Consider the following 11,360-nt stretch of genomic DNA (forward strand, 5'->3'; position numbering starts at 1 on the left):
TGGTGGGGGAATCACCCGCGAGACAACGGGGGGATGGGTGGCAACTGCGAAGAAAACCCCACCCCCCGCCGTCGCGGTTTTTCCGGGATTTAGGCCTTGCGGGCGATGCCCGTGCGGGCCATGGCGTCGGCGTAGGCGGCGCGCATGTCCTCGAGGTACTCCTCCTGGCGGGCGGGGGAACCGGCGAAAGCGCGGCCGCTCAGGGAGCGGACCTTGTAGGTCTTCAATCCGCGGCGCCACAGCAGCGGAACCTCGGTCTTGAGCAGCAGGTTGGCCAGCCGGTTGGCTTCGGTGCCGTGCGCCACGATCACCGAGGCACGCGGCACGAGGGCCAGGAACTTGAGCAGGGGCTTGAGGCCGGCCTGCACCTGGTCCGGGGTGAACTTGCCGTTGGCCTCACCGGGGACGTGCCAAGGGTGGACGTTCCACGGCATGACGAATTCAGGGCGCAGGCCCAGCTTCCACTGGATGCCGAGCATGCGGGTGCCGGCGTCCTGGTCGCCGGCGGTGATGAAGCCTGACTTGTCAGCCTCGCCGATGTTGGAAAACAGGCTGATGATGCGGCATTCCTCCACATCATGCATGGGGTCGACGTAGGGCACCACCGTCCCGGGCCGGGTTTCCTGCAGCGAATCGCACAGTTCGTTGACGGCTGCGACGTTGGGTTCGTAGCGGCGGCTCAGGAGCTGTTCGTGGAATGTTTCGGGGGCCAGAGCGGTCATGAAGTGCTGGTTCTCCTGCGGGATTGGCGTTGCTGCCGCCGCGGAAACGGACACGCGGGGGCGCGACGGATCAGCGGCGGTTGGTGGGGGTGGACCAACTGCTGGTCGGCCTCGTCCAGTTTACCAAGCCTCCGGGACGCGGCTTGCCCGGCCAGGCGGAGGCGCCGGGGCCCAACAAGTGGACAAACTGCGCCATCGGCTAAACTTGGGTGGTAAGAGCCCCGGGGCCATTGCGTCCGCCGATCCTGCAACGGAGCGGCGGAAGCCGGTCCACTCGGGGCATTCTCATGAACGGCGCTGCGTCAGGTCCGCCACTTCCGTGGCCGGCCCCGGGCAGCCCGAACGAATGGGGGAGGATCCCATGCCAGCAATTGTGATCGTAGGAGCCCAGTGGGGCGACGAAGGTAAAGGCAAGGCCACCGACCTGCTCGGCGGCCGTGTCGACTACGTCGTCAAGCCCAACGGCGGCAACAACGCCGGGCACACCGTCGTCGTAGGCGGTGAAAAGTACGAACTCAAACTGCTGCCCGCAGGCATTCTCAGTCCCAACGCGGTCCCCATCATCGGCAACGGCTGCGTGGTGAACCTTGAGGCCCTCTTCCAGGAGATCGAGGGCCTGCAGGCCCGCGGCGCCGACACCTCCAAGCTCCGGGTATCGGCCAACGCCCACCTGGTGGCCCCCTACCACCAGGTCCTGGACAAGGTGACCGAACGGTTCCTCGGCAAGCGTGCCATCGGCACCACAGGGCGGGGCATCGGTCCGGCCTACATGGACAAGGTGGCCCGCCTGGGTATCCGCGTCCAGGACGTCTTCGACGAATCCATCCTCCGCCAGAAGGTGGAAGGCTCGCTGCACCAGAAGAACGAACTCCTGGTCAAGGTCTACAACCGCCGCAGCGTAGTAGTGGACGAGATCGTGGACTACTTCCTGTCCTTCGCCGAGCGGCTCCGCCCCCTGGTCATCGACAGCACCCTGGTCCTCAACTCCGCGCTGGATGAGGGCAAGGTGGTCCTGATGGAGGGCGGCCAGGCAACCTTCCTGGACGTCGACCACGGCACCTACCCGTTTGTCACCTCCTCCAACCCCACTGCCGGCGGCGCGTCGGTGGGCTCCGGCATCGGGCCCACCCGCATCTCCCGCTCCATCGGCATCATCAAGGCGTACACCACCCGCGTTGGTGCCGGCCCGTTCCCCACGGAGCTTTTCGACGAGATGGGCCTGTACCTGCAGAAGACCGGCGGCGAGTTCGGCGTCAACACCGGCCGGCCGCGCCGCTGCGGCTGGTACGACGCCGTCCTGGCGCGCCACGCTTCCCGCGTGAACGGCTTCACGGACTACTTCGTGACCAAGCTGGACGTCCTGACCGGGATCGAGCAGATCCCGGTGTGCGTTGCCTACGACGTGGACGGCGTCCGGCACGATGAGATGCCCATGACGCAGACCGAGTTCCACCACGCCAAGCCCATCTTCGAGTACTTCGACGGCTGGACCGAGGACATCACCGGCGCCCGCACCCTGGCGGACCTGCCGGAGAACGCACGCAACTACGTGCTGGCACTGGAAAAGCTCTCCGGCACCCGTTTCTCCGCTATTGGGGTCGGCCCCGACCGGGACCAGACCATCGTGGTGAACGACCTCATCAACGACTGACTCATGGGCCCACCCGCCAGGGAGCGGTGGGGACGACGGCGGCGGCGCACCCTCGCGGGTGGGCCGCCGTCGTCGTTTCCATGGTGGAGCGCAATTTACACAGGCTTAACCCGTCCGGTCTTGTGGCCTCCACGCGGGGGCACCAGAATCTTTAGGACTACCTGAACTGATCAGCAGACGGTTCCAGCAGACCCCTCAAGGACGGCGCAGCGATGCCCACCCCGGAAGGGCCGCGCGTGGCAGGACCGCCCAGACCGGAAGGAAACCATCGTGGCAGGGAATTTTGAAGTCTTTCTTGATCCGGAATCGATGTACAGGTTCCGCCTGCTGGCGCCCGACGGCACGGTGATGGCCGTCTCCGGGGCGTTCGAGGACAAACGGGGCGTGGCTGCCGGGATCGCGGCGGTGCGTGAGTGTGCCGGGACGGGCCTGGTCACCGATCTCTCCCACGCCGGTGCCGCGGCCCGCCCAGTTGCTGTGGCCGTTGACGCTGCTGCCGCCCCTTCCGCGGAACTGCCCGCCGTCGCCGTAACGGCATGCGATGACCAGCGGCTGCCCGCACGGCTCCACGCTTTCGCGCTCGCCAAGGGGCCGCGCCGGCAGGCGACGATGCCGCGTTGGACCCGGGCGGCGGTCCGCTGAGCACCGCTGAAGAAAGTTTTAAAAAAACTTTTGGGAATGCGTAACCCTTTCGGGGGTGCCAACGATTACCCCTGTGTAGCGCCGGTCTGGAACTTGTCCCCCATCACGTTCCAGACCGGCTCTTCTTGTTCCCGGGAGGGTCCGCCGCCGGAAAAGACCCCGGCTGCGCGGCACTGCCGTCCTGACGCGTAGGCTGATCGCATGGGCCACACAAACGATCCCGCAGTCATTGATCGACTCATGCGCACCAAGGGGAGGTGGGCCATCGTCGGGCTGACCACCAACGAGTGGCGCGCCGCCTATGACACCTCATTGTTCATCCGCGACCGGATGGGCATGGAGATCATCCCCGTCAACCTGCCCGGCGACGCTGTCCACGGGGAAACCGGCTACCGCACCCTCGGTGACATTCCGGCCGAAAAGCAGCCCATCGACGTCGTCGACTGTTTTGTGAACTCGCAGAAGGTGGGCGACGTGGTGGACCAGGCCATCGCCGTCGGCGCCAAGGCAGTCTGGTTGCAGCTCGGCGTCATCGACGAGGCGGCGGCGGAACGGGCCAAGGCGGCCGGCCTGGATGTGGTGATGAACGCCTGCCCGGCCCAGCTGGCCTGGAAGTACAACCTCTAGGCACTCCCGCGGCTAGCGAAGCGTCAGCTGCGGGTAATGCCGTTCAGTGACATCCGGGTGCGCGCGCATCCGGCCTTTGAGCATGTTGAGGCCGAACGTCGAGAGCAGGGGATTGCCGGGATCGTCGGTGATGCCGCGTGCCTGGGCCTTCAATTCCGGCGGGAGCGGCACCGGGCCGATCTCGGCGTCAAGCCGCGGGGACCAGAAAAACGGGACAGAGTACCGGTCCACGCCCGGCGGCGGCGCCTGGACCCGGTGGATGGTTGCGGCAAGGTAGCCTTCCGTAGCCACCTCCAGCATCTCACCGAGGTTCACCACGAGGGCACCGCGAAGGGGCTCCACGGGCAGCCATTCGGTGGCGCCCGGAGGCAGCACCTCAAGGCCGCCGACGTCGTCCTGGAGCAGGAGGGTGACGAAGCCGTAGTCGGCATGGGAACCCACGCCCTGGTCGCCGGCCTCTTCTACCACGCCGCCGACGTAGTGCACCAGCTTGCCCATCCATGCCGGGGCGTCCCGGAACGGCTCGTCAAAGTAGTCCTCGGGCTGCTGCAGGGACACCGCGATGGCCCGCAGCAGTTCCATGCCGACCTCGGACATCAGCCCGGCCCACGCCATCGCTGCCGGCTTCAACTCCGGAAAGGCATCGTCCGGCCAGAGGTTCGGGCCCTGCAGCAGCCAGTACGGCTGGTCGGCCGGATAGTCCTTCACCGGGGCGCGTTCGGGGGAGTAGTCGATCTGTTCGCGGGCATCCGCCCTGCCCTGCGTCACCTCGGTTCCCATCCGGGTATAGCCGCGGAAATGCGGCGACAGGCGGTTATCCAGCTTCATCCGCTCCTCAAGGGGCAGTTCGAAGAACCGCCGGACCACGTCCAGGAGGTGCTCGGCCTGGTTCGGGGACCCGCCGTAGCCGGTGACCTGGAAGAACCCCACATCATGCGTGGCATGCCGCAACTGCTCGATAAATTCAGGGCGGAACGAACCGTAGGGCTGCCGTGCGCTACTCAGATCCAGGACAGGTATGGCTCCCTGATCGTGTGACATCCTCGCAGACTAGCACCGCAGGGTCCGGCTTTATAGGCTTCGTTCATGGACCCAGCTGCCCTGCGGAGAATCTGCCTTTCCTTCCCCGGCGCCTATGAGGATTTTCCCTTCGGGCCGGAAACTTCGGTGTTCAAAGTCCGGTCCCGGGTTGCCGGCGGAGCCAGGCATGAGGCCAAGCTCTTCGCGTTATCCTCCATGGACACGCGCGACTTCTACGTCAACCTGAAGTGCGAGCCAGCTTTGGCCGTGCAGCTGCGGTCAGTACACCCGGAGATCACCGGTGCCTGGCATATGAACAAGACGCACTGGAACGGCATCCGCCTGGACGGGTCACTGCCGGACGACATGGTCCGAGACATGGTGGAGGACTCCTACGACCTGGTGGTTTCGGGCTTGAGCAGAAAGCAGCAGGAGCAGTTGGGCTGGGCACGCCTCGGAGGGGCAGGAACGGTTGACTGACGGGGGACAGGGCGGCTTGAACTATCCGGGGGTGGGAAGCACCGAGCAGGGCACTGCCCCCGAAGGGTTTGACCAGGTTGTGGAGGAGGCATGGCTGGGCAGCGGCCTGGCCGTCTACAGGCGGGTGGCGGACGGCATCCTGGGGTGGGAACTGCAGCGCCGGGCCGGGCTGCGGGTTCGGGCAGATTCACCGAGGGCGGTGCCCGGGGCGCGGGTGGTGAGCGGCTTCGGCGCCGGCCCCTTCCGCCTGAACGCGCCCTGCGAGGTGGTGTGGGTCCGCGAGCCTTCCGCGGACGGCATGCCGCAGTCCGCGGGATTCGGCTATGGGACGCTGCCGGGACATCCCGCGCGGGGCGAGGAATCCTTCGAGGTGGAGATCAACGGCCAGGGGGAGGTCTGGCTCCGGATCCGCGCCTTCAGCAGGCCCGCCAACTGGTTCTACGCGGCCGGCGGAATGGTCACCCGTGCGGCCCAGCGGCACGTGACCGCCCGGTACATTGAAGGGGCACGAGCACTCGCCAAGGAAGGACCAACCCCGTGATTTTCATCGTCGTTAAGTTCAAGGTCAAGCCCGACTGGTCGGAGCGCTGGCTGGACCTGGTGGACGACTTCACCAAGGCCACCCGGCAGGAGCCGGGCAACCTGTGGTTCGACTGGTCCCGCAGCGTGGATGACCCGAACGAGTTCGTCCTGGTGGAGGCCTTCAAGGATGATGCAGCGGGCGACCATGTCAACAGTACCCACTTCAAGCAGGCCATGGCGGACATGCCCCAGGCGCTCGCCGAGACCCCCCGCATCATCAGCCGCCAGCTCGACGGCGAGGGCTGGGACCTGATGGGCGAGCTCACCATCGACTAACGAAAGGCCGTGCCATGTGGATCGGCTGGATCGAGTTCGACATCCTCCTGGGCGACGTGCACAGCCTGAAGGAGAAGCGCTCCGTGGTCCGTCCCCTGCTCGCCGAACTGAGGCGCCGCTTCGATATCTCCGTGGCCGAGGTGGGGGACCATCACCAGTACCGGCGCACCCAGCTGGGGGTTGGCCTGGTGGCAGCGGACCGGCCCCACCTCGTGGAGGTGCTGGCCGCCGTCGAACGCTTCGTGGCCGGCCGGCCCGAGATCGAGCTGCTCAGCGCCCGTCAGCGGGAGCTCCACAGCGAGGACTAACCCCATCGATTGCTCCGTAAACGCCCTTTTGGCGCCTCAAAAGGGCGTTTACGGAGCAGTCGATGCGGGGTGTGGATAACTTCTGCGGACATTGCACGGTTTTGGTCTGATGTAGCAATGAAGACTGCACGTCCGCTTCCGGAAGTACTTGAGGGCCGCCCCTTCACTGCGGCTGAGGCTGCACGGGAAGGGGTCTCGGCCAAGCGCCTCAGGCATCGTTCCCTCAGCAGGCTTGGTAAGGGCATCAGAGCGGACGGCCCGACGGCGGAGCTCGCCTTGAGCGTCAGGGTGCGGCCGTTCATCGAGGTCAACGAGCTCTGCGCTGCCTCGCATGTTACGGCTGCCGGGCTCCATTCACTCCCTCAGCGGTGCCAGGACGGGCCCTTTGACGTATTCCACCTCATCCGTCCCGAAGGGGCAGCCCACCTGGACAGGCCGCACGTCATCGTGCACCGCATGAAGCTGTTTGAGGATGAAGTCACCACAATTGACGGCATTCCCGTGACAACGCCGGAGCGGACGTGGCTGGACATGGCTGAGCTGCTGTCCGTTGACGAAACCGTGGCCATGGGGGATGCCTGCGTCCGCGTTCCGCGGCCCGAATTTGAGGGCCGGAACATGCCGCTGTGCAGCATATGGGACCTGCAGCGGACGATTGATAAACACCGTGGAAAGCGGGGGCTCCGGAAGGCGAGGGAGGCTCTGGAACTCATCCGGGTTGGATCGGATTCACCGCAGGAAACCTTGCTGCGGCTCGCGATTGTGCGCGCGGGCCTGCCCGAACCCGAGTTGAACGTCCCGATCATTACTGAGGACGGCGCCAGGCATCATGAGCCCGACCTGTCCTATCGCAAATACAGGATCGGGATCGAGTACGAGGGCGAGCATCACGGCGATGCAAGCCAGATTGCCAGTGACATAGCGCGCTCTGAACGGTATGCCGCCCTGGGGTGGACTGAGGTCAGGATTTCCAAGCGACACATGGTCAACGATGCGAAGCCGGCCGCCGCCAAGGTGCTTGTTGCCCTGGCACAGGCCGGCTGGCGGAGGGGTTCTTAAAAACGAGTGCTCCCCACCGGCTCCCGGCCTTCGCAAGCTCAGGCCGGGTCCCTCGCCGGCTGGCGGAGGGATCGTTAAGAACGAAAGCTCCGTAACCGCCGTTTTGAGGGCTCAAAAGGGCAGTTACGGAGCAATCGATGGGGAGGTCAGCCGAAGTACTTCGGCAGGGTCCCTTCGTGGGCTTCGCGGAGGGCGTCCAGGGACAGGCCCTCCACGCCGTTGATCTCCAGGGTGCCGCTGGCCGCGTCCACCACGCCGATGCGGGTGTGCGCGAAGCCGCGTGCGGTGCACATGTCCGTGAAGCGGACTTCCTCGGAGCGGGGAACGCCCACCACGGCACGGCCCTGGGACTCGGAGAAGAGCGCCGTGAACAGGTCCACGCCGTCCCGGTCCATGACATCCTGCAGGGCAATCCGGGCGCCTACGCCGTAGCGCAGCGAGGACTCCACGAGGGCCGCTGCCAGGCCGCCTTCGGAGAGGTCGTGCGCGGAATCGATCATGCCGTCGCGCGAGGCGTTGATCAGGATCTCACCCAGGGCGCGTTCGGCCTCGAGGTCCACCTTCGGCGGCTGGCCGCCCAGGTGCCCGCGCATGTTCGCCCACTCCGAGCCGTCCAGCTCGGCACCCGTGGTGCCCAGCAGGTAGATGGCCTGGCCGTCCTCACGCCAGCCCGACGGCGTGCGGCGCGCGACGTCGTCGAGCTTGCCCAGCACAGCCACCACGGGGGAGGGGTGGATGGGCGTGGTGCCCGTCTGGTTGTACAGCGAGACGTTGCCGCCGGTGACCGGGATGCCCAGCACCATGCAGGCGTCGGACAGGCCGCGGATGGCCTCGGCGAGCTGCCACATGACGTCCGGGTCCTCGGGGGAGCCGAAGTTCAGGCAGTCGCTGACCGCCATGGGGATGGCACCTGCGGTGGCAACGTTTCGGTACGCCTCGGCCAGTGCCAGCTGCGCGCCGTGGTACGGGTCCAGGTAGGTGTAGCGGCCGTTGGCGTCAGTTGCGAGGGCCACGCCGAGGCCGGTCTCCTCATCAACGCGGACCACGCCGGCGTCGTCCGGGAACGCCATGGAGGTGTTGCCGCCGACGTACCGGTCGTACTGGTTGGTGATCCAGGACTTGGAGCACATGTTCGGCGATGCCACGAGTTCCGTCACGGCAGCCGCCAGCGAGGCCGGGCTCCACGGGCGGCCGGCGTCCTGCACCGAGCCGGTGAAGGTGTCGGCCTGGACGGCGTCCTGCCACTCGGGACGGGCGAACGGGCGGTCGTAGACCGGGCCGTCGTGCGCCACGGTGCGGGGATCGACGTCGACGATCACGTCGCCTTCCCAGGTGATGATCAGGCGGCCGGTGTCGGTCACCTCGCCCAGCCAGGAGTACTCCACGGCCCACTTGTCCATGACGGCTTCGAACGCTTCCACGTTCTCCGGGGTGACCACGGCCATCATGCGTTCCTGCGACTCGGACATCAGGATCTCGCCCGGGGTCAGCGTGGGGTCACGCAGCAGCACGGAGGTCAGCTCAACCTGCATGCCGCCGTCGCCGTTGGAAGCCAGCTCGGACGTGGCGCAGGAAATGCCGGCCGCGCCGAGGTCCTGGATGCCTTCCACCAGGGAGCCCTTGAAGAGCTCCAGGCAGCACTCGATGAGGACCTTCTCGGCGAAGGGGTCGCCCACCTGCACTGCGGGGCGCTTGGACGGCTTGGTGTCGTCGAAGGACTCGGAGGCCAGCACGGACGCGCCGCCGATGCCGTCACCGCCGGTGCGCGCACCGAACAGGACCACCTTGTTGCCCTTGCCGGAGGCGTTGGCCAGGCGGATGTCCTCGTGGCGCATGACGCCTACCGCGAGGGCGTTGACCAGCGGGTTGCCCTGGTAGACAGAGTCGAAGACCATCTCGCCGCCGATGTTCGGCAGGCCCAGGGAGTTGCCGTAGCCGCCGATGCCGGCCACGGCACCGTGCATGACGCGGGCGGTGTCCGGGTGGTCGATGGCACCGAAGCGCAGCGGGTCCATGACGGCCACGGGGCGGGCGCCCATGGAGATGATGTCGCGCACAATGCCGCCGATGCCGGTCGCGGCACCCTGGTAGGGCTCAACGAACGACGGCGAGTTGTGCGATTCGATCTTGAAGGTCACGGCCCAGCCGTCCCCCAGGTTGGTCACGCCGGCGTTTTCGCCGATGCCCACCAGCATGTCCTTCTTCATTTCCTCGGTGACCTTCTGGCCGAACTGGCGCAGGTGGTTCTTGGAGGACTTGTAGGAGCAGTGCTCGCTCCACATGACGGAGTACATGGCCAGTTCGGCGCCGGTGGGGCGGCGGCCCAGGACCTTGACGATCTCGTCGAATTCGTTCTGCTTCAGGCCCAGCTCTGCCCAGGGCAGTTCCGTGTCCGGGGTCTTGGCGGCGTTCTCGACGGTGTCGATGTTGAACTTCTTGCTGGTTTCGGTGGTCACTTGTCGCCTCCCACAATCTTGTTCAGTACGGAGGTGAAGAATCCGAGTCCGTCGGTGTCGGACCCGCCGATCCCGTCCAACGACTCCGGGCCGAAGCCCGGCTCCACGGCGTGCTCGGGGTGCGGCATGAGGCCCACCACGTTGCCGGCAGCGTTGGAGATGCCGGCGATGTCGCGGCGGGACCCGTTCGGGTTGAAGCCCACGTAGCGGAAGACGACGCGGCCCTCGGCCTCCAGGGCGTCGAGGGTCTTCTCGTCCGCGATGTACTGGCCGTCCTGGTTCTTCAGCGGAATGGTGATTTCCTGGCCTGCCTGGTAGTCCAGCGTCCACGCCGTGTTGCTGTTCTCGACGCGCAGCACCTGGTCGCGGCACAGGAACTTCAGGTGGTCGTTCTTGATCATCGAACCGGGCAGCAGGTGCGACTCGGTGAGGATCTGGAAACCGTTGCAGATGCCCAGGACGGGAAGCTTGGCGTCGCTGTTGGCGGCGTCAATGATCTTCGACATCAGGGGCGCGAAGCGGGCAATGGCGCCCGCGCGCAGGTAGTCGCCGTAGGAGAAACCGCCGGGGATGATGACGGCGTCTACATCGCCGAGTTCGGCGTCGCCGTGCCAGAGTTCGACGGCGGTGCCGCCGGCCAGCCGGACGGCGCGGGCTGCGTCCCGGTCGTCAAGGGTGCCGGGGAAGGTGACGACGCCGATGCGGGCGCCGGCCAGGCGCGGTTCCGCCGCGACGGCGACGGCTTCGCCGATCAGGGGAAGTTCAGTCATCTCAGGCCTCGACGACCTCGACGTTGACGACGTCCTCGATGACCGGGTTGGACAGGAGGGTTTCGGCGGCGTTGCGGGCCTGGGCCAGGATGTCCTCGGTCACCTCGCCGTCGACCGTGAGTTCAAATCGCTTGCCCTGGCGGACAGAGCTGAAGCTGGTGAAGCCCAGCCGGGGGAGAGCGCCAACGATCGCCTTCCCCTGCGGGTCCAGAATCTCGGGCTTGGGCATGACGTCAACAACGATCCGGGGCATCCGGTAACTCCTGTGCGTGAGCTTGGGTAAGGGCGCAGCGGAGTAGTGCCGTCTCACGCCTACCAGGATCTTGGGGACAGTTGGGCAACTGCTATGGTCAACGATGAGGTGGGGCGCTCCGCGAGCTTGCCCTCCTATTCTACCGGGCCGCGCGCACCCCGTTGTATTCCGTGAAATCGGGGCCCGGACCGCGCTGCCGCCGCGGCCGGAACGGTGGTTCTGGAGTTGCCCGGCGCCCTTCACTAGGATTGCGCCATGGCTGAGAATTCGAAGTCCGTCCTCCTGCCGGTGGTTGCCGCCGCAGTGTTTGCCGGCCTGGGCCGGATGGTGTTCCAGAAGGTCAAAGCCGACCGGGCGGCCCGTCAAACCAAGGTCGCCGGGCCGGTGGACGAGAAGACCAGGCAATGGATCAGCGAGGTGGTCCGCACACCGCGGCCATAGAACACCCGGCCACCAGCGCTAGGGCGTGTCTCCTAAACCTTGGCTGGTTTAGCCGGGATGCTTGATGGGTGTC

At 66.4% G+C, this 11,360-nt stretch carries 14 protein-coding genes; 9 read left to right on the forward strand and 5 right to left on the reverse strand.

Annotated elements, in window-relative coordinates; all coding sequences use genetic code 11:
• Nucleotides 1–89: 89 nt before the first annotated feature.
• A complete protein-coding gene (locus tag ACYSM9_RS21285; protein WP_461858940.1) occupies nt 90–722 on the reverse strand; it encodes a uracil-DNA glycosylase family protein in 633 nt (210 codons plus the stop codon).
• Nucleotides 723–1,083: 361 nt separating this feature from the next.
• Here ACYSM9_RS21285 and ACYSM9_RS21290 point away from each other — a divergent pair, with 361 nt between their 5' ends.
• From ACYSM9_RS21290 to ACYSM9_RS21300, 3 genes are all read left to right on the forward strand, one after another.
• Nucleotides 1,084–2,373: an adenylosuccinate synthase gene (locus tag ACYSM9_RS21290; protein ID WP_461858941.1), complete on the forward strand. Its 1,290-nt coding sequence runs from the start codon at nt 1,084–1,086 to the stop codon at nt 2,371–2,373.
• A 270-nt stretch (nt 2,374–2,643) separates the two neighbouring features.
• Nucleotides 2,644–3,015: a YegP family protein gene (locus ACYSM9_RS21295; RefSeq protein ID WP_461858942.1), complete on the forward strand. Its 372-nt coding sequence runs from the start codon at nt 2,644–2,646 to the stop codon at nt 3,013–3,015.
• Nucleotides 3,016–3,216: 201 nt separating this feature from the next.
• On the forward strand, nt 3,217–3,642 hold the full coding sequence (locus tag ACYSM9_RS21300) for a CoA-binding protein (RefSeq protein ID WP_461858943.1): 426 nt from the start codon (nt 3,217–3,219) through the stop codon (nt 3,640–3,642).
• Nucleotides 3,643–3,654: 12 nt separating this feature from the next.
• On the opposite strand, the gene ACYSM9_RS21305 is transcribed toward ACYSM9_RS21300, so the two are convergent.
• Nucleotides 3,655–4,683 carry an isopenicillin N synthase family dioxygenase gene (locus ACYSM9_RS21305; RefSeq protein WP_461858944.1) on the reverse strand — a complete coding sequence of 343 codons (1,029 nt, stop codon included), beginning with the start codon at nt 4,681–4,683 and terminating at the stop codon, nt 3,655–3,657.
• A gap of 45 nt (nt 4,684–4,728) precedes the next feature.
• On the opposite strand from ACYSM9_RS21305, the gene ACYSM9_RS21310 reads away from it, so the two are divergent.
• The 5 genes from ACYSM9_RS21310 to ACYSM9_RS21330 all read left to right on the forward strand — a co-directional run bounded on the left by ACYSM9_RS21310 (nt 4,729) and on the right by ACYSM9_RS21330 (nt 7,367).
• Entirely contained in the window at nt 4,729–5,142 is a 414-nt protein-coding gene (locus ACYSM9_RS21310) for an MmcQ/YjbR family DNA-binding protein (protein WP_461858945.1), read from the forward strand.
• Nucleotides 5,135–5,683: a DUF1990 family protein gene (locus ACYSM9_RS21315; protein WP_461858946.1), complete on the forward strand. Its 549-nt coding sequence runs from the start codon at nt 5,135–5,137 to the stop codon at nt 5,681–5,683. The genes ACYSM9_RS21310 and ACYSM9_RS21315 overlap by 8 nt, the downstream gene beginning before the upstream one ends.
• Entirely contained in the window at nt 5,680–6,000 is a 321-nt protein-coding gene (locus ACYSM9_RS21320) for a putative quinol monooxygenase (RefSeq protein ID WP_461858947.1), read from the forward strand. The genes ACYSM9_RS21315 and ACYSM9_RS21320 overlap by 4 nt, the downstream gene beginning before the upstream one ends.
• A 14-nt stretch (nt 6,001–6,014) precedes the next feature.
• On the forward strand, nt 6,015–6,308 hold the full coding sequence (locus tag ACYSM9_RS21325; protein ID WP_461858948.1) for a DUF503 domain-containing protein: 294 nt from the start codon (nt 6,015–6,017) through the stop codon (nt 6,306–6,308).
• A 117-nt stretch (nt 6,309–6,425) separates the two neighbouring features.
• Nucleotides 6,426–7,367: a hypothetical protein gene (locus ACYSM9_RS21330; protein WP_461858949.1), complete on the forward strand. Its 942-nt coding sequence runs from the start codon at nt 6,426–6,428 to the stop codon at nt 7,365–7,367.
• Nucleotides 7,368–7,513: 146 nt separating this feature from the next.
• On the opposite strand, the gene purL is transcribed toward ACYSM9_RS21330, so the two are convergent.
• Genes purL through purS form a run of 3 tightly spaced genes read right to left on the reverse strand, consistent with a single transcriptional unit; the run spans nt 7,514 to nt 10,846 of the window.
• A complete protein-coding gene (purL, locus tag ACYSM9_RS21335; protein WP_461858950.1) occupies nt 7,514–9,823 on the reverse strand; it encodes a phosphoribosylformylglycinamidine synthase subunit PurL in 2,310 nt (769 codons plus the stop codon).
• Nucleotides 9,820–10,593 carry a phosphoribosylformylglycinamidine synthase subunit PurQ gene (gene purQ / locus ACYSM9_RS21340; RefSeq protein WP_461858951.1) on the reverse strand — a complete coding sequence of 258 codons (774 nt, stop codon included), beginning with the start codon at nt 10,591–10,593 and terminating at the stop codon, nt 9,820–9,822. Before purQ ends, purL begins: the two co-directional genes overlap by 4 nt.
• A 1-nt stretch (nt 10,594) precedes the next feature.
• The gene (gene purS / locus ACYSM9_RS21345) at nt 10,595–10,846 is read right to left on the reverse strand and encodes a phosphoribosylformylglycinamidine synthase subunit PurS (protein WP_056337243.1); all 252 of its coding nucleotides are present in this window, start codon (nt 10,844–10,846) and stop codon (nt 10,595–10,597) included.
• A gap of 255 nt (nt 10,847–11,101) precedes the next feature.
• On the opposite strand from purS, the gene ACYSM9_RS21350 reads away from it, so the two are divergent.
• Nucleotides 11,102–11,287, forward strand: coding sequence for a hypothetical protein (locus ACYSM9_RS21350; RefSeq protein WP_461858952.1), 186 nt, complete (start codon nt 11,102–11,104; stop codon nt 11,285–11,287).
• The last annotated feature ends 73 nt before the right edge of the window (nt 11,288–11,360 follow it).

This window comes from Arthrobacter sp. C152, from assembly GCF_054890965.1.